The organism is Metabacillus fastidiosus NBRC 101226 (genome assembly GCF_001591625.1).
Taxonomy (GTDB): domain Bacteria; phylum Bacillota; class Bacilli; order Bacillales; family Bacillaceae; genus Metabacillus; species Metabacillus fastidiosus.
Window position 1 is genome coordinate 62381 of the sequence record NZ_BCVG01000008.1, and the last position, 18316, is coordinate 80696.

Below are 18316 nucleotides of genomic sequence, written 5' to 3' on the forward strand. Positions count from 1 at the left end.
ATTAAATTTATTTGGAGAGATGCAGTGGTGAACCGAAACAATGAAAAGGATGAATGATTTTATCGATTTGATTACTGATGATACTAAAAATCCCTCTTTCTTTTTTTACATTATTCTATATTTTGAGTCATTATAACAAGAGAACTTTATAAGAGGACTATTTTTTTATATTTAATTCTAGTTAACATAAATGACATTTTAAGTAGTAAAAAAGAATCTTCCATATTAAAAGCTTCTTTTTTTGTAATAAAGTATTAGTTCATGAAACAACTCTTTTCCAGATAAATATCTTTTCTTTCTTATAAAGAATATTTCCATACAATATTTTGAACAAAAGAAGTTATTTCTATAAATAAAACGCTTTTCACGGAGTTGTTTACAATTACAGTATTTATATTTCAAGTGATGTCGTTCCCTTATTTATTAACTAGTACTTAAAAGGGGCTTTTCTTTTTTAATAAATCATCAAATTTGGGAAAGCTAATACTTAACTTGGATAATTGCTTCTTTAGTTATCATTTTAAATATATTTCTTCTATTTCAGACCCTCCTTTAAATTTTAAATGCACATTTTTCACATTTGAAATCCAAAAAAATCCCAGAATTAGCCGATTTTCGGCCGTATTCCGGGATTGCATCTTCAAAATAATTCATACTATTTTTGCCCTATAGCTCAATAATTTTACTAAAAAACTTTATTATCACTGTACATCTGTTTTTCTAGAAACTCAAAACGGATAGATCAATGTCTCATTATTTCTGTTCTTCTACAGTATTTCCGGCCTTTTCTACCGTTACTTCCTTATCTGGCATAATCATTTGGCTTCTTACCATGACATGAGAAATAACAGTATACGTTCCCTCTTCCTTAAATGTATAATTTCCACGGTATAAACCATTTCCTTTATATATACCGTTAACCATTACTGGTTCCTTCTGTCCTGATTTTTTAATTTCAAATTGAACATGGTCAACATCTGCTAATTTTTCTTCTCCTTGTATGACAAGTGCTTCCATGGTAATTTCTTCATTCACTTTGATTTTTTCGGAAATTTGGAACGTTACTTCTATCGGTTCCTCTTTTCCATTAGAGCAGCCGGCCATTACGATAATAAATAAACTTGCTAATAAAATAATAAACTTTTTCATGGACTTTTTCTTCTCCTTATCGGCATTTTTCATTTTTCCTCTATTTTTCTAGTATACTTGTTTTGGGATGGAGATAATATGACCATTCCGTGACTATATTATGTCTTTCTCTTTATTGGAGCATTATAGAATTATGTTTCAATAATATCCCATTCGTAAAAACATAAAAAACCTTACTTCATGAATAAAGTAAGGAAATTGATGTGAATCGACTGCTTACAGTCTCTTTTTCATTCCCTTTTTCCTCAGTAAGCTTCCTTTTGTCACAATTAAATATATTGCAGGAATGATAAAAGGAACAATCGAAAAGAGAAACAGGGACAAAACTAAATTATTCTCTACCCATGTAAGATTCCCTAAAAGTAATCCCGCACTCAGCCAAAAAGCAGTCCAGGCAATGCCGCCCAGGCTATTATATTTAAAAAACACGGAGAAAGGATAGCTGGTAAATCCGCCGACAAACGGGACTGTCGTGCGCATGAGAGGAACAAATCTAGCTAGAACGATAGACAATTGTCCATATTTATGAAGAAAGTTTTGAGCAGTTTCAATTTTATTATCCGATATTAAGCGGAGCTTTGCTTTTCTCGACTGATGAAGCTTCTTCGCCATTTTGCCAAGTGAAAAGTTTTGACAGTCCCCGCTAATCGTTGCCGCTATAAATAAACATAATAAGATCCACAGGTTTAACATATCCAATGCCGCTAACGCTCCGCTTGCAAAAACTAATGAATCCCCCGGTATAAAAGTCAAGATCACGAAAGCGGTTTTTAAATAGACGAGTAAAAACAGTAAAATATAGATAAGTTCTCCGTAAGAGTCGATAAAGTAAATTAAGTTATCATCAAAGTTTGAGATAAATTCATATGCATCGATCATTCCTGTTTCACACTCTCTTTTTATATCATTGTACGAGATACTAAAGGATTTAATGATGCAATTGGGTTAAATTTATTTTACCGACTGAAAATAACGATATACTTTATTTAACTTTTCAGTCTGTTTTCCTTTTGGACTTTCCATATTGCCGAATTCGAAAAATTTCACTTTTTTAATTCCTACATAACTAAACAAAGCTCTTTTCATTAATATTTTATGAGCATTATTTAAGTAAAGCAAAGGATAATTTGCAGGTCCCTTCATAGTGGAAACACATACGACTGATTTCCCTTTCAGAAGTCCTTCCGGAAGCAGACCGCCTTTATCTTTATAAGCAAAATTGGAGGCAAACATCTGATCAATATATCCCATAAGCATCGCAGGAGGTCTTCCCCACCAAATAGGATAAATAAAGACAATTTTATCAGCCCACATTATTTGTTCTCTATACTTTTCAAGGTTTGGATCACGGTACATATCTCGTCTTCTCTTCTCCTTGTTAAATACTAAAAGAGGATTAAAGCTTTCTTCATATAAATCTAATATTTGTATCTCTTTTATATTAGGATTCTCCTTACTTCCTTCTATAACTTTTTCTAAAAATGAATAAACTAAACTATTATGATTCGGATGCGTATAAATAATTAACGTTTTCATTATGTACTCCCCTTTTACTTATCATTTGATAAGTAAATAATACCATCTCTTTTTTTAATTATCAAATGATAATTGTTTTTTGATAATTTTTTTGTTACGGTGGCAGTAAGAGGTGTTTATTATGGATAAAAGAGAATTGTTTTATAAATTTGTAGCATTTACAGCTTCTGTGCATCATGTCACACATGAATTAACAAAAGAATCAAAACCAGATAATATAACCCCTGTTCAATACAGTATCCTTGAGTCTATAAAGGTGAGCCAGCCCATAACGCCGAGCGAAATCAGTGAGTGTCAGCATATGTCCATGCCGAATACGAGCCGTGAGCTAAAAAAATTAAGTGAAAAATCATTGATAGAAAAAATAGAAGATGATAAAGACCGAAGAAAGCAATATATCTGCCTTTCCAAAACTGGGGAAATGATGATGGATGAAGTTTTTAAATGTACTGAAACCCGTTTTTTAGATCGAATACAAAATCTGTCTAATGAAGATTTTGAGGAGATTGAGCATGCTTTAGAAGTACTTAATAAAAAAATATTTTATTAGTTATCTGTCAAACTAGGCAGAATGAAAAATTGTGCCTAGTTTGATTATGTTATGTCTTTTCGCTGTTTGTTAATAAGGTAATAAAGTTCTGGGCAGCATTGGACAGATAATGATTTTTCAGCCATATTAGCCCCGTCGATGAGGATAACTTTGCAACTGAAATTTTGAAGGCTTTTATTTGATCATTGTTATATTGCTGAAGTACACCTTCTGGAATAATAGACGCTCCAAAGCCAGATGCGACTAAATCGAATAAAAGAGAGATATCAGAGCACTCTGCAAGAATATATGGCTCTATTTGTGATCTTGAAAAAGCCTCCAAAATCATATAATGCACTCCTAATCCTTCTGTACTCGGTAAAATAAGTGGATAGTTCTTAATATGCGCCAAGGAGACTTCCTTATCTGAAGGTCGCTTCGGCATATCGGAAGTTATAAAATAAAAAGCCTCTGTTTTAAGATGAATAACTGAAAAGTCACTCAGTTCAAGTGGCAATCTTATAATCGCAAGCTCTACTACACGGTCTTTTACTAATTTACATAAATGAGCTGATTCATTTTGCTGAATTTTATATGTAATCTTAGGGTACTCTTTATGAAATTGCTGGAGTACTTCTGAAAGATTAGCTTCTGAGAATGTGTTAATGCCTATACTGAGTCTTCCATTTACTCCATTTCCAACTTCCTTAATTTCCATTTTAGCTTCTTCCATTAGCTTTACCATCTGCAAAGCGTATTTATATAAAGACTTCCCTGCTTCTGTTAATTCTAAAAACTTTCCGCTTCTTTCTACTAATACAGTACCAAGCTCTTCCTCCATTGCTTTCAGCTGCTGGCTTAATGGAGGCTGAGACATATGAAGCCTTCTGGCTGCAGCTGAAATTTTCCTTTCTTCTACAATTGCTATAAAATATCGCAGCTGTCTTATATCCATATACAAAACCTCCTTATATATATGGAAAAACTAAGTAAAATTAATTTTTTTAATATTTTTCATATACTAATTCTTAAGATATCATACTTTTATAGATGTAAAGCATCTAAAATAGATTATTTTAAAGGTGAAATAAAGATGAAGAAACAAATTTTTTACAGCAGTTTAAGTACATCGCAATGGTTCATTTTTCTATTGGCAAGCTCCATCGCATTTCCGATTGTAATTGGCAATGTATTTCATTTGTCCATCGATGAGATTTCCGAGCTGATGCAGCGGACATTTTTTGTCGTCGGTATCAGCTCTTTTATTCAAGGCTGGATTGGGCACAGATACCCGATTGCTGACGGACCTGCAGGATCATGGGTTAGCGTATTTGTCATTTTAGCAGGTTTAACTATTCAGCAAGGGCAAGATACAAGAGAAACACTGCAGCTTTTAGAAGGAGGATTAATTGTTGCCGGGACTCTGCTTCTCATTCTCGGTCTAACAGGTTTAGTTAACAAACTGTTATTTCTTTTTACTCCATTAGTGACAGGCTCCTTCCTTCTAATGCTTGCTCTTCAGCTTAGCGGTGTTTTCTTAGAGGGAATGCTGGGAATAAAAGAAGGAGCAGCTAGTTTGGATTACGGAGTAGTAGCAGTTTCATTCATTGTCTTTATACTTGTAATCCTATTATCAATCAAAGGAAAAGGCTGGATCAAAAGTTATGCCGTATTAATTGGGATTTTATCTGGATGGCTATTATATTTCCTATTAGGTAAAAAAGCTCCTGTACTTTCACATTCTGATTCCTTCGTTAAATTGCCGGAAGTTTTCGCTTGGGGACCTCCGCAACTGAATGTAGGAATGACGATGACAGCAATTCTATTTCTGTTTCTTCTCGTCTCCAATACGGTTGCAGCAGTTACAGCTGTTAGACAAGCAGTGCCGGAAGCTGACAGAGAAGAGAAACAAACGATTAACCGTGGTATCACAGGCGGCGGTATTTCTCACTTTATCGCAGCTATTTTTTCTACAGTTGGAATCGTTCCACTCCCTGTATCAGCAGGTTTTATCCAGTTAACAGGACAAAAAAGAATAAAGCCTTTTCTTATCGCAAGCTTAGCTTTATCAGCAATAGCACTCATTCCTGCCATCGTTAATTTTTTAGCTTTACTTCCAGGGTCTGTTGCCAGTGCTGCACTGCTCGCATCATTCGTTCAAATGATTGGAATTTCCTTTCAGTCTATTATGAAAGAAGAACTTGATCAGCGCCGATTAACGATACTTGGAATTACATTATTAATTGGGCTCGGATTAATGTTTCTTCCTGGCAGTACATTCGAGGGACTTCCTTCTATTGCCCAATATATATGCAGCAACGGTCTTCTTGTCGGTACTATGATTGTCATCTTACTTGAACAGTTATGGAAAAAATAATGAAAAAATCAAGGAGTGTTTCATAATGAGCCACCAAGAATTCATGCAAATGGCTATTGAATTAGCTTATGATAATACAAAAAATAAAAAAGGCAAGCCGTTTGGAGCAGTAATAGTAAGAAACGGGGAAATCATTGCAAAAGGAGTAAATGATGTTCTTGAAACACATGATCCGACAGCACATGCGGAATTAGAAGCGATCCGTAAAGCTTGCCGCACCCTTGGCACATCTGACCTTTCTGATTGTGAACTTTATGCAAGCGGAGAACCTTGCCCGATGTGTTTAGGAGCTATTTACTGGGCGAATTTCAAAAATGTTTACTACGCATTTACTGCAGAAGAGGAAGAAGAAGCTGGATTAGGAACAACATACGTCTATAAGCAACTAGCACTTCCTAAGGAAGAAAGAGATATTAAACTGAAAAAATTAGACAAAGACAGTGAAGGTAATAATCCTTTTACTCTTTGGAAGGAAATAAATAATTAAAAAGAATTCTCCCAACTGTTTCTAACAATTGGGAGAATTCTTTTTAATGACTATTATCTTGAACGCTTTTTTGCGATCGACTTAGCTTCTTTCATAAACTTTTTCTTAGCTTCAGAATAGTTATCTGTCTTCATTTCTTTAAATATTTCCTTAATGTCAGCACCGATAATCTTCTTTCTGCCTAATCTCATTTTCTACACCACCGGCTTAAAAAGTATTATTATATGTATATCCAATTAAGCGGTTTTTATACTATAAATCTATTATTCTTCTTCCCATTCATAAGTAGGAATAAGAAACTTCATCAGGTAGAGTCCATTTTCTTCTTTCCCTGTTAATTGAAAGTATCTCTTTTCATAGTATTCAATTTTATCTTCAACTGCCCATAAAAAGATATAACGGCAAGCGAAAACAGGTGTAATTTCGAGAACCTTCCCAATTATGAATTGCAATAAATATGTACCAATACCATTTGTTTGATACTTTTCTTTCACTCCTAAGTACTTCACTTCTACAGCTGGAATGAATAAATCATCTTTCAATCCGATTTCTCTCGCTTCTTCCATAGGTATTTCTAAATGGGAACAATTAGCGGTAAAAAAAGCAACGATTTCATTTTCATATACTAATGTTGTAGTAGATGATATCCCTAATCTATGATCGAAAATAGCGTTACTTGGTTGTTTTAAATAATCATTTATCCAATCATTTCCACAAGAAAATCCTTGAACTAACTGGTAAGTTTTGTCCAAGGATAAAAAATCTATTTTATTAAAATCCATTCCAATATAGCACCTCAGAATACTCTTTTAATTTTATTTGCATTAGCAGCTACTTTGATACAATCATTTAAGAACGCCTTGTAATCTGGATTGATATTGGAACTGTTGTCTAATTGTAATTCTTCTAGTATTTTTTTATTATCTTCTTTGTTTAATTTAAGATGTTTATTTTTTATTAGAGTTACCATAGCAATCCCTCCTTTTTATAATTATCCATCACTTTATTTGTATCGTCAATGAGGAAATCTAGCAGTGTTAAAATTAACTAGATTTATAGAAAGGAGGATATTACATTTATTTTCTTATATTTAATAAAAACAAATTATTTCATTATATTTATAACACCATTTTTACTTACTACATCCAATTTATTTAACCCTTCATCGACAGTCCCTTCTATTGAATTTTTTGCATTTACTGTTTTCTTAAAGTTATTTAAATCAACTGTTATATCAAATGAATTACTATTAGCCGTTACTTTTAAAGAAGTCGGAGTTTCTTTATAAGAAATAGTAATATCTCCTGATTTTGTTTCAGTACGTAATGACTCTCCTTCTATTGTATCTTTCATTACTATTTCACCATCTGTTGAAGTGATTGTTCCTTTGGAACTGAGTACATTTGTAATATAATTATCACCAGCAGCAGAAGTTACAGTTAATTCCTTGACTGAACTGTTTTCAAGGCTCCATTCCCCATCTTTTGAAATAAAATTGCCTTTCTCCGCTGAAAGTCCTTCTATTTTCCCAGCACCTGAATCGTTCGAAACGATAATATTTTCAGCCGCTGTATTCATGACTTTTATATCTCCATATGTATTATTCAGTGTAATCTGAGCTAATTTCTTTTTCGGAATAGATATAGAAATAGTCCCTTCTTTTCCAAAACTGAATCCACCACTGATCCCTTTTTCATCTTGCTGTTTAACGGTCACCTTCTTCCCTTCATTATTAATTATTACAGGATCGTTATTCTTGTCTTTTTGTTTTCCGTCAACTGCAATGATGATGTTTTCAGATTCTGTATTTTGCAGTTCAATATCCCATGATTCGCTGTTTATTTCTATTTCTTCGATACCGCCCGCTTCAAAAGAAGTTTCTTCTTTAAAATTCTTTTCTCCCGTTTGCTGACATCCTGAAAGCAATCCGCTGACAGCAATTAATAGAATCGAATTTACTATCCTTTTTTTCATTTTAATTCCTCATTTCATATTTTTTAAGCTACGTCCGCTTTGTCAATCTTATGATAAGAAAGATAAGCAATCCCAAGACCAGATAGACATAATATGATCGGTACTCCAATAAACTGAAACAGACTGACAGAACTATTTCCATCTGAAACGGTTGCGTTAATTAAAAAACCGATAACAACCGATGACGTAATCGTAGCCGCTGTTGATTTTTTCCTCATTCCAAAATATAAAGGAATCAAGCTGACTCCTGCCATCATAAATGCATTAGTCAAAATAGCTGGAACTGTAGCGATGATTTCAGAAATACTGACATCGGCTTCAAAAATCCCTATTATCGGATTTAAGAAAAAAGTTAATAGGCTAATAATAAACGTAGCAATAATAATACTGAAAAAACAAAAACAGAAGACGATGAAAAGCTTGGACTGAATGATTTTCTTTCTTTGGACCGGATATGTAAACAATAATTGAATTGTTTTATTTCTATATTCTTCAATAACTAAACGAGATAAAATGGCACTCGAAAAAATGATAAATACAATCCTAATAAAAATATTCGTTAAAGACATGAACCCCTCATAATCTGAGAAGAGTGGTTCACTTTCTCCTTTTGACTCTAAAGCCATAAGAGTAACAGCAGCGAAAATGGATATGATACAAATTACTACCCCTTTAAAGTAACTGGATAAGCGGTTTTTTTGCCATTCTAATGTCATCAGTTTATTCATGTCTGCTGCCTCCATTAATAAGATTAACGAAATACTCTTCTAAATTATGCTGTTTTTTCTCTATTCTATTTACTGTCACTTCATTTATAATCAGCTCTTTATTTATTTGAGACTGGGAAATATTCTGATCAAAAATCCGGATAATATGATCATTTTCTATTTCATATTTTTTCACTGCTAATTGATCTTTTAATACTCGTACAGCGTTTCCTATATGATCTATATCAATTTCAATATATTCGGTATTCTCTTTTCTAATTTCCTCCATCCGCACTTCTTTTAATAGTTTCCCATCGTTAATAATACCGATCGTATCTGCGACAGATTCAATTTCTGAAACGATATGGCTTGAAATTAAGATCGTCATTTCATACTTCTCTTTTAAAAGTAAAAAAAGTTTTCGCATATCCTTAATACCGATTGGGTCAAGTCCATTAATAGGTTCATCGAGAATAAGAATCTCAGGTCTTGTTACAATTGCCCGTGCAATCCCTAACCGCTGCTTCATTCCTAAAGAAAATTCATGAATCTTTTTATCTTCCACCTCTTTCAGACCAACGATTTCTAAAGCTTCTTCTATTAATCCTTTATGAGGGAATCCGATATATTGGCAGTGGAGATTCAGATTTTCCTTTGCTGTCAGTCTGTCATAAAAGACAGGATATTCAATAATACTTCCTACTTTCTTTAAGTATTGATAAGACGTCGGGGAAATGATCTCATTTAATACAAGGATTTCACCGGAAGTTGGCTTTACTAAATTTAAAATCATTTTCATAATCGTTGTTTTTCCAGCTCCATTCGGTCCTAAAAATCCGTAAATCTCTCTCTTATTCACTGTCATATTAACATTAGAAACTATTTTCTTTCCTTTAAATTCCTTATTTAACTCATTAATTTGAATAATTGGTTCCATTGTTTTCCTCCCTGTTTTGCATTGATGTGTTAAACTAAGTGTAACGAATGAAAGTAAAAGGAAAGTAAACTCAAAGGAAAATGTTTATATAGAGAAAATAAAATGAGGGAAAATCGAAGTGGAATCTGCAAAAATATTAATAATAGATGATGAAATTGGTCTTTTGAAACTATTAGAAATTACGTTAAGAAAAGAGAATTTTGTAAATATAGACACCGCATCAACTGGGAAAGATGCGCTCCGTCTCGTGCAGGAAAAAGAATACGATATTATTTTGCTTGATATTATGCTTCCAGATATAAGCGGATTTGAACTATGTACAGAAATACGAAAAAACACGAATACACCGATTATTTTTATTAGTGCCCGTTCTACAGACTTTGATAAATTAACGGGACTCGGAATAGGCGGCGATGATTATATTACAAAACCTTTTAATATTTTAGAAGTCGTGGCACGGATAAAAGTGATCCTCCGCCGTCAGAAAATGTACGAGAGTCCTAAGCAGAAAAATAATTTATATAATTACGGCTACTTTATGCTCAACATGGAATCGGCCATATTAACAGTGAAAAATCAGCTAGTAGAATGTACAGCAAAAGAACTGGAACTGCTTCATTTCTTTTGTAAAAACCCGAATCGTATTTTCACAAAGGCTCAAATCTACGAATTAGTATGGGGAAATGATGTGTTTGGAGAAGAAAAAACAGTGACGATTCATATATCCAAGCTAAGGAAGAAACTTGGTGATGATACGAGGAAATCAAAAATCATCATTAATTTAAGGGGAATCGGTTATAAATTTATCCCTCCGAATGAGGAGTTTATATGCGAATAAAAACCCGGTTTACTGTCCATTTAGCATTGGGACTTGTGTTTTGGATGTTTGCAACTGGTTTTAGTATTCTTTTTATTGTTGAAGGCATTCTTCCTTTTCTAAATATTATTGTCAGTACAGATGATGAAGGTCTGCTTGTATTATGGATTTCTATTATTATCACAATTATTTGTATTGGCTTGTTTGGATGGTATTTTGGTGGTCCAATCGGATTTATAATGATTTGGATTCATCAGCTTTCACAAGAAAACTATGAACCTCCTGTAAGTTTGCAAAAAATTTATAATCGAAAAGGAAAACTTCACTTCCGCTACCTTTTATATAAAGAAGTACTCCAGCATCTTCAGTCATTAGCTGTAAAATTGCAAGCTTCTGAGATAGAAAGAGAAAGAATAGAGAATGCGAAACAAGAATGGATCGCTGGTATTTCACATGATTTAAAGACACCTTTAACATATATAACTGGCTACTCTACCCTTTTATTAAATGATCAATATGAATGGTCAAAAGAAGAAACTCGTTCTTTCTTACAGGAAATCGATCATAAAGGGAAGCATATGGAGGAATTAATTCAAGATTTAAGCCTCGTATTACACGGAGGTGCTTTACCTCTGCATAAGACGAGTCAGGATTTAGTGGAATTTGCAAAAAGAGTTGTTGCTAATATTAGTAATAATCCGCAGGCAAGCAATTACAAATTGTATTTCGAAACAGACATACCTGTTATTCCTATAGAATTTGATAAGAAATTCATGGAGCGTATTTTACAAAACATTCTCATGAATTGTATTGTACATAATCCTGAAAATACTGATGTGTACTTAAAAATTGCTGAAAGTAATGAAAATGCTATTATTCATATTATAGATAATGGTGTTGGCATGCCTGCTCATATAGTGGAAAATCTCTTTCAACAATATTACCGTGGAACGACGACTGATGTTTCTTCAGATGGAACCGGGCTTGGAATGGCGATTGTTTATAAACTTGTTCATGCTCATAATGGCACAATCTCCGTTAAGAGTGAACTTTCTAAAGGAACATCATTTGAAATAATATTACCGAAAAAGGGACATTTACAATAAAATGTCCTCTTCTGCATTTAAAGCTTAGAGATAGGAGAAATCCTGTCTCCGATCTTAAAGAGAACCGGAATAAATGATAACAAAACAGCACCGACAACCACTGTAGAAATGATTAATTCTTTTATTGAAAACATATCATTTGCGAGCATATATTGAATAATAAAAGAGTTGATTGGGATATTTAGTAATATGCCCGTCGCAAGTCCTAGAGCGTATTTCCTCATAATAATTGTTAACAAGAGGTGCGGGAAAATGGCATTAAAAATCATAGAACCTAAAAATCCGGTAAAAACCCATTTCACAATATCGGACTGTGGAAAAATTAAATAATAAAAAGAGGATAAATAAGCTAAAGAAGTTATAACAATGATGGCAAAATAAAACTCATTCGATTTAACTGCTTTGTGAAATTTTGAAGCTCCTTTTGACCATTCAGGCAGCCAAATTGTTTCCTCAATATTATGTAATGTAATAGCAAAACAAAAGAATAATACAAAATACTCCAATGATTATCCCTCCTCTAAAACTATTCTTTTATTAAATAATCTCTTCCACCTCTATTGTATAATAAGTTAATTGAGTAAAATTGGAATTTATCCATATTGTTGATGATCATTTCGGAAATATTATATTTATAATAAAGTATAAACCCGTGATTTTTCTCCTTTTGATCTATATTTAAAATGTTAATACATGGAAAATTAGTGCGAATTTGTCCGGATAAGCCGAATCTTTAAAAAATCGGAAACATCCGATCATTTTAAAATTGGAAATGAATGAAAAACAGAGAAAATTTGAGAATTTCTATGAAAACTTAGTATGATATTCGTTTTCATGCTTCTTGTTTTCGTTTTCATTTAACATGTTGCCGTTTTCAGTGACGTTGTTTAAAAAGCAATTATACATGATAATAAAGATAACAAATATGAAATGGAGGAAATATAAATGAAGAAACTTACACACGCTGTAAATGAATTCACAAAAATATGGACTAAGCGTCATATGATCGAATTACAAAACCAGCCAATTCACCGAAAAAAATAAAGGAATTGTTTCTTCTTTCTATTCATGCTTCTAATCAAATCCACAAACATTTCTCATTTTAAAGATAAGCTTTTAAATCCCCAATATTATAAACCTTCATCCGTTTGTGGATTTCCCTTTTGATCTGGATACATTTCTTATCAACTTCTTATTCTAATTAGAATATTCTAGCAATCTTCTCCTCCTTTCTCTTCTATAAATCTCCTTTTTTATTCATTATTTTCTTGTGTCGCTGAGAGCCTCTCTAGCAAAATGAATGACCAATGGTATTAGAAAAGAAAAATAAATGCGTCAGAATGTCAATCTCCGACACTGTAAAAAACTCAATTTTTAGTGAAATTTATTAAATATTCTATGATATACTATAAGTAAAGATAATTATGCCTTATCTTTACTTTACATAATAAAATTATTATCAATTAATATAGGAGATTTTAGATGGATAACTTAATGGTCTTACATGAGTTAACGAGTGAACAATATTTAACACAGCTGCAAAATAAATTAGAAGATCGACACTTACTTGATGAACATAGAAATTTATCATTGGAGAACAGCACCGAGAAAGAATTTTTAGAATGGTTTTTTCTGGAGAAAATCTTTACAGCAGATAAGCAACTCTCCCCTCATACAATTAAGGCGTATCGTTCTGATGCAAAAACATTGCTGACTTTTTTATTAGAGCATTCCCTCTCACTTCGGGATATCGGTTTTCCAGAAGTGAAAGCTTATAATAAATATATAAAGGAAAAATATGCTGCTAAATCTGCAATAAGGAAATTGGAGTTTTTTAGAAGATTATTAGACTTCGGATATGAAACGAAATTTTATAAAGCGCATCTCTCCACTTGGATCTCTAAACCTGTATCAAAAAAAGGGCACTATATAATAGAAGAAACTCGTCAAGAAAATGCACAAACTCGTGTTCAAGTACGGGAATTAAATCAAAGAGATGCCGAATATGTCATCTCCTTCTTTCCGAAAATTGTGAAAGCAAACCGGAATCGTGAACAATTGGAAAAGCGGAATTTACTTATCGGCTACCTCCTTTATACGACAGGTCTTCGCGCGAGTGAACTATTAAGTTTGAACTGGGGAAGTTTCCGCTACAATCGTCAAGGTTATCTTTTTGCTGATGTTATCGGAAAAGGAAATAAACCGCGGACGATTCCAGTAAAAGAGGAAACAGAGAAATTATTATTAGATTATAGACGAAGTATTGGAGAGTCTGTTGAAATAGATCCGGCAGATACTACTCCACTATTTTTCGCTTTATATAATAAGCAAGATTACGAACATAAAAAACGATTATCCTACCCTGCTCTTTATAAAATTGTAAAAGAAGCAGTGAATTTAGCTGGAAAGCATTCAAAAGTCTCTCCTCACTGGTTCCGTCACACATTTGTGACGATGCTGCTTGAAAGTGATGTCCCGCTCGCAGTCGTAAAAGACTGGGCAGGCCACTCGGATATTTCGACGACGAATATGTACTTGGAACGTATAAATCAGGATAATGCGTATGTTCATTTAAGTAAGGTTAATCTATTTAGATGATGTTAGAAATTAAAACTCCGTATAATTATTTTGAATATCTAATTATACGGAGGAATTTTAATAATGAACAGGTTGAACAAGGAACTATTCAATATTCTATGTAATAGGTGATTAAACAGATGAATGTTTCTTTCGATTTTTCACTAATAAAATGATAGAACATATAACACTTCCAGTAATACTCACAATGATGTTGAATTTTAAAATCAACATAGCAATTGCATAAGATTCATAATCAGGACTTCGAAGACCTTCATAAGAACTTAGAACAACCCCTAATACACTAGAAATAAGAATAAGAAAAAAATTGGGTATAAAATAGGAATTAGTTTTTCTTGATGCAATCCAATAATTTATTCCAAGTAATATGAATGGCGTAATTAGTGAAAATAAAAATTGAGTAACAAAAGCTAAATCATTATAACTTGTATATTGTAAGGAAAGGAGTAAAGAATGAATGACTATCACAGGAAATACATTCATTACTATTAGTTTAAGTATTCGCATTATATCACCTCTTCAGTATTTATTTTTCACTTTAGAATGACTATACCGCTGAACCTGACTTAATCTTAATAAACTCGAATGTTTGTTCTTTTTTATTATAGCAAGATTTCCGACAGGCATCCAATATCAACATTATTCTTTAACAGAGCCTAAAATGAAGAAGCTTTCCATAGTTAGTTAATATGGATGTAATCAAAAAAATCCTGCATTAATACAGGATTTTAATCAATCTTTATTCGTTATCACAGTCTCTTACCCTTTTTGTTCCGAGAAAAAAGAAACCTTTTTTTCTTTTATGTTAGTCACTTTATCTTTATAAAACACTTCCGGATAACCATAGCTTCCATGCTCACTTATATCTAAGCCTGCTGCCTCTTCTTCCGCACTTACACGTAAGCCATTTAAACCTTTTTTAATTATTATTAAAATGATAAAGGATACAGTAAATGCATAAACACTAGATACTACTACTCCCGTCAATTGTACACCTAACTGTTCGAAGCCTCCTCCGTAAAATAGTCCTGGTTTACCTACTGTCGCAAGCTCCGGTGTTGCAAAAAATCCTGTTGATAATGTTCCCCATATTCCGGCTGTCCCATGAACAGATAAAGCGAATATTGGATCATCGATTTTTTTCTTTTCAAAAAATCTTGCACTGTAAAAGACGAGTATTCCAGCTATAAATCCAATAACAACGGCCGCCCATGTGTCAACGAATGCACAAGATGCAGTTATGGCAACAAGTCCTGCTAAAGCACCATTTAGCATCGTTGATACATCAGATTTTCCTAAAACGAGCCAAGAAATAATAAGTGCTGCTACGGTACCGGCTGCTGCAGCTAAATTTGTGTTAATAGCTACAAAGCCGAAGAAACCTTTGTCAACTGATAAAGTACTGCCTGCATTAAATCCAAACCATCCGATCCATAAAATTAATACACCTAATGCCGTATAAACTTGATTATGCCCATAAATATTATTTGTGGAACCGTCTCTATTGTATTTTCCGATACGTGGTTTTAAAATAAGTGTCGCGGCAAATGCTGCCATAGCACCTGTTAGATGTACAACGGTTGAACCGGCGAAATCTTGTTTACCATGCTCCGCTAACCAGCCGCCACCCCAAATCCAATGCGCCACTACAGGATAAACAAGTGCAGAAAATAGAGCTGTGAAAACTAAGTAAACAGATAATTTAGCACGTTCAGCAAATCCACCCAGTGCGATTGTAATTGAAATTCCGGCAAACGCAAGCTGAAAGAGGAAAAATATAGAGGTTGAAAGATTCATCCCTTCTATTTCATATCCCGAATAAAAGAAATGTGAAAGACCAATTAGAAAATTTGCATGATCCCCGAAAATAAATCCAAAACCAACTGCCCAAAATGCTAAGGAAGCAAGCCCAAACGTAAAAATTGTCTTACCAGCAATATGACCGGCATTTTTCATACGTGTCGATCCAGCCTCAAGTAAAATAAACCCCCCCATCATAAAGATAACTAAAATTGTACTTAACATAACCCATAAGCTATTCATCAAAAATATTGTGTTCATTGATCTTCTCTCCTTTATATTCATTATTTTTCTTTGTCTCCTGTTTTCATCATATGTCGGATTGATCAATCTAAATAATATATGTATTAGATCGAATTAATCTCATTTTGAGAAGAATAATATTTATAAATGCTTAACCATCTTGTTTTTTATTATGTTAGATGATCTGAAATCTTGTTTGAAAATAAGATATTTATATAAAAGAAAGGTTCAGTCTCATTAAAAAAGAGTATGTTTTGATCTAATATCAATCAAAACATACTCTTCCTGTTTCATATAAAGTCCATTTTAAGTAGTTAAGAAGATTTTCAAATGACGGCCCTTCTTAACTGCTTTTTAATCTAATCACTGAAATTTTCCAATAAAAAATCTATCTCATCAGTACCATAATAGTTTCCATCACTAATGAACTTTTCAATCTCTACTGTACCATTCTCCATAAATTCAATTTCCCAACGTTGTCCTGGAACTGCTACTTCAACCATAATAGCTTCATTTCTAACTTTATTTAGCTTGTAAAATATATTATTGTTCTCTAATTTATTAAGAAAGTTGATTAACTTTTTTAATCCCATAAAATCACCTCTGTAACTATTTAATAACAATCAACTTAGTTAACATAAATCGCATTGTTAGCAGCAAAAAAAGGATCTTTTGATGGAAAATCCTTTTCATTATTTATTGACTCAGCGCACCTTTTTATAAAAAACAAGGGTTGCATCATCATTTAATTTTTTGCTAATCTCTGTTTTGTTACAGCCCATTTTTTCATACAGATAACAATTTCGTTCTTCCTCTAATAGTGTAGCTAATTCCCACGTAGTTGCTTGAGGAAACATTTCTTCAATTAAAGTTATAGCCTTTTGAGCTATCTTTTTACCTTGATAAGCAGGCAAAATAAACATTGGACTTATCCAAAACTTTGTGTTTTCTTTCCAAAAGACGCATATAGCACCTACAAGAGTGCTATCCACTAATATTTTATAAAAACCGCCATTGGTTTTATTTATTCTTTTTATTACTCTTTCAATTGTTTCATTTGCTGGGTTAGTTTCATAGTCTTTATACTTATCTAACAATGGTAAAAAAGCTTTAACTTGAATATCAAAAATAGACTGTGCGTCATTATCTACTGCTTTTTCTAATCTAACTTTCATAACTTCACCCACTTAAATCAATTTAAAGTATGTAACATCTTACAAAGATCTAATAACTTTCATCTTCAACCTTACCACAAAGTCAGTTGAACAAAAGACTTATGATTATCTTATACAAGGTTAGTTAACATAATTGACATTTTAAATAGCTAAAAAGGATCTTCTATCAGAGATCCTTTTTAGCTATTTACTGATTAAATTACCTGTTAAGTGAATGAAACTAATTCACTTTTTTCTCCCGTAACTTGTTTTTAATTTTTTAGGGTCTAAAATATAACCACGAGATAGTTTTCTTAAAAAAGCATCAAAATCATTTCCTATTCTTATTTGTTTCCATTTTTCATTATCTGATAAGTAATCCTCATAGAAGTAAACTACTGAGGGATTTCTAATATTTCCCTCATATTTCAAAGCAATCCAACTATGATAATCACCCCATAGAATGATTATAGATTCAGGTAAACCAACCTCATTAATCCAATACTTAGAAGCAAGAATACCTACACCATTTTGTTCTCCTTGAAAGTTAATTCCATCTATCTCTGGAATGGTAAATCGTTCCTTATCATTTTCTTCAAGGAAAATTTTTGGATATTTTAAAGTACCACCATTATGCTCTTTTAATAATTCTATATATGATTGAGGAAGTTTAACACCTAACTTTTCCTCAGCAATTCTAATATCTAAATCCGATATAGGTTTTTCACCTTTATCCCAAAATTCACCTTTACCTTTATAAAACTCCAAATTATCACCTCATTCATATATCCTTAAGTATCGAATAATAGCATCTAGTTAACATAAATCACATTTTATATAGTAAAAAGGATCTTTAATCGATCCTTTTATCTATTAATTTAAAACTTCATTCGAAACATCCC

21 protein-coding genes are annotated in these 18316 nt (G+C 32.7%); 6 read left to right on the forward strand and 15 right to left on the reverse strand.

Annotation, left to right across the window (positions count from 1 at the left end; genetic code table 11):
- Window positions 1-753: 753 nt before the first annotated feature.
- The 3 genes from BFA01S_RS03920 to BFA01S_RS03930 all read right to left on the reverse strand — a co-directional run bounded on the left by BFA01S_RS03920 (window position 754) and on the right by BFA01S_RS03930 (window position 2685).
- Window positions 754-1149 carry a FixH family protein gene (locus tag BFA01S_RS03920; protein WP_066226025.1) on the reverse strand — a complete coding sequence of 132 codons (396 nt, stop codon included), beginning with the start codon at window positions 1147-1149 and terminating at the stop codon, window positions 754-756.
- A 216-nt stretch (window positions 1150-1365) separates the two neighbouring features.
- Window positions 1366-2028 carry a DedA family protein gene (locus BFA01S_RS03925; protein ID WP_066226030.1) on the reverse strand — a complete coding sequence of 221 codons (663 nt, stop codon included), beginning with the start codon at window positions 2026-2028 and terminating at the stop codon, window positions 1366-1368.
- Between the two features lie 72 nt (window positions 2029-2100).
- On the reverse strand, window positions 2101-2685 hold the full coding sequence (locus BFA01S_RS03930) for an NAD(P)H-dependent oxidoreductase (RefSeq protein ID WP_066226033.1): 585 nt from the start codon (window positions 2683-2685) through the stop codon (window positions 2101-2103).
- A gap of 121 nt (window positions 2686-2806) precedes the next feature.
- Here BFA01S_RS03930 and BFA01S_RS03935 point away from each other — a divergent pair, with 121 nt between their 5' ends.
- A complete protein-coding gene (locus BFA01S_RS03935; protein WP_066226035.1) occupies window positions 2807-3235 on the forward strand; it encodes a MarR family winged helix-turn-helix transcriptional regulator in 429 nt (142 codons plus the stop codon).
- Between the two features lie 49 nt (window positions 3236-3284).
- Here the strand turns inward: BFA01S_RS03935 and BFA01S_RS03940 are convergent, their stop codons facing one another.
- Window positions 3285-4169: a LysR family transcriptional regulator gene (locus tag BFA01S_RS03940; RefSeq protein ID WP_066226038.1), complete on the reverse strand. Its 885-nt coding sequence runs from the start codon at window positions 4167-4169 to the stop codon at window positions 3285-3287.
- A gap of 138 nt (window positions 4170-4307) precedes the next feature.
- Between BFA01S_RS03940 and BFA01S_RS03945 the strand changes: the two genes are divergently transcribed.
- A complete protein-coding gene (locus tag BFA01S_RS03945) occupies window positions 4308-5591 on the forward strand; it encodes a purine/pyrimidine permease (protein ID WP_066226040.1) in 1284 nt (427 codons plus the stop codon).
- Window positions 5592-5616: 25 nt separating this feature from the next.
- Complete coding sequence (locus BFA01S_RS03950) at window positions 5617-6078, forward strand: nucleoside deaminase (protein WP_066226043.1); 462 nt, start codon at window positions 5617-5619, stop codon at window positions 6076-6078.
- A gap of 53 nt (window positions 6079-6131) precedes the next feature.
- On the opposite strand, the gene BFA01S_RS22255 is transcribed toward BFA01S_RS03950, so the two are convergent.
- The 6 genes from BFA01S_RS22255 to BFA01S_RS03970 form a co-directional block, all read right to left on the reverse strand.
- Window positions 6132-6269 (reverse strand): hypothetical protein, encoded by a 138-nt coding sequence (locus tag BFA01S_RS22255; RefSeq protein WP_156483528.1) that lies wholly within the window; start codon window positions 6267-6269, stop codon window positions 6132-6134.
- A gap of 72 nt (window positions 6270-6341) precedes the next feature.
- Complete coding sequence (locus BFA01S_RS03955) at window positions 6342-6860, reverse strand: GNAT family N-acetyltransferase (protein ID WP_066226046.1); 519 nt, start codon at window positions 6858-6860, stop codon at window positions 6342-6344.
- Between the two features lie 14 nt (window positions 6861-6874).
- The gene (locus BFA01S_RS22260) at window positions 6875-7048 is read right to left on the reverse strand and encodes a hypothetical protein (RefSeq protein WP_156483529.1); all 174 of its coding nucleotides are present in this window, start codon (window positions 7046-7048) and stop codon (window positions 6875-6877) included.
- A 134-nt stretch (window positions 7049-7182) separates the two neighbouring features.
- Complete coding sequence (locus BFA01S_RS03960; RefSeq protein ID WP_066226049.1) at window positions 7183-8052, reverse strand: DUF4097 family beta strand repeat-containing protein; 870 nt, start codon at window positions 8050-8052, stop codon at window positions 7183-7185.
- 23 nt (window positions 8053-8075) lie between these two features.
- Window positions 8076-8780, reverse strand: a complete 705-nt coding sequence (locus BFA01S_RS03965; protein WP_066226052.1) for an ABC transporter permease — start codon at window positions 8778-8780, stop codon at window positions 8076-8078.
- Complete coding sequence (locus BFA01S_RS03970) at window positions 8773-9696, reverse strand: ABC transporter ATP-binding protein (protein ID WP_066226054.1); 924 nt, start codon at window positions 9694-9696, stop codon at window positions 8773-8775. Before BFA01S_RS03970 ends, BFA01S_RS03965 begins: the two co-directional genes overlap by 8 nt.
- A 118-nt stretch (window positions 9697-9814) precedes the next feature.
- On the opposite strand from BFA01S_RS03970, the gene BFA01S_RS03975 reads away from it, so the two are divergent.
- Window positions 9815-10534, forward strand: coding sequence for a response regulator transcription factor (locus BFA01S_RS03975; RefSeq protein WP_066226057.1), 720 nt, complete (start codon window positions 9815-9817; stop codon window positions 10532-10534).
- Window positions 10525-11619 carry a sensor histidine kinase gene (locus BFA01S_RS03980; protein ID WP_066226060.1) on the forward strand — a complete coding sequence of 365 codons (1095 nt, stop codon included), beginning with the start codon at window positions 10525-10527 and terminating at the stop codon, window positions 11617-11619. Before BFA01S_RS03975 ends, BFA01S_RS03980 begins: the two co-directional genes overlap by 10 nt.
- Before the next feature lie 17 nt (window positions 11620-11636).
- Here BFA01S_RS03980 and BFA01S_RS03985 read toward each other — a convergent pair whose 3' ends face one another.
- Window positions 11637-12125, reverse strand: coding sequence for an HXXEE domain-containing protein (locus BFA01S_RS03985; RefSeq protein WP_066226063.1), 489 nt, complete (start codon window positions 12123-12125; stop codon window positions 11637-11639).
- 976 nt (window positions 12126-13101) lie between these two features.
- Between BFA01S_RS03985 and BFA01S_RS03990 the strand changes: the two genes are divergently transcribed.
- On the forward strand, window positions 13102-14217 hold the full coding sequence (locus BFA01S_RS03990) for a tyrosine-type recombinase/integrase (RefSeq protein WP_066226066.1): 1116 nt from the start codon (window positions 13102-13104) through the stop codon (window positions 14215-14217).
- Between the two features lie 759 nt (window positions 14218-14976).
- On the opposite strand, the gene BFA01S_RS04000 is transcribed toward BFA01S_RS03990, so the two are convergent.
- From BFA01S_RS04000 to BFA01S_RS04015, 4 genes are all read right to left on the reverse strand, one after another.
- The gene (locus BFA01S_RS04000; RefSeq protein WP_066226072.1) at window positions 14977-16278 is read right to left on the reverse strand and encodes an ammonium transporter; all 1302 of its coding nucleotides are present in this window, start codon (window positions 16276-16278) and stop codon (window positions 14977-14979) included.
- A 341-nt stretch (window positions 16279-16619) separates the two neighbouring features.
- Window positions 16620-16853: a hypothetical protein gene (locus BFA01S_RS04005; RefSeq protein ID WP_066226075.1), complete on the reverse strand. Its 234-nt coding sequence runs from the start codon at window positions 16851-16853 to the stop codon at window positions 16620-16622.
- 111 nt (window positions 16854-16964) lie between these two features.
- Window positions 16965-17435 (reverse strand): GNAT family N-acetyltransferase, encoded by a 471-nt coding sequence (locus BFA01S_RS04010; protein ID WP_066226078.1) that lies wholly within the window; start codon window positions 17433-17435, stop codon window positions 16965-16967.
- A 225-nt stretch (window positions 17436-17660) separates the two neighbouring features.
- On the reverse strand, window positions 17661-18182 hold the full coding sequence (locus tag BFA01S_RS04015) for an SMI1/KNR4 family protein (RefSeq protein ID WP_066226081.1): 522 nt from the start codon (window positions 18180-18182) through the stop codon (window positions 17661-17663).
- Between the last annotated feature and the right edge of the window lie 134 nt (window positions 18183-18316).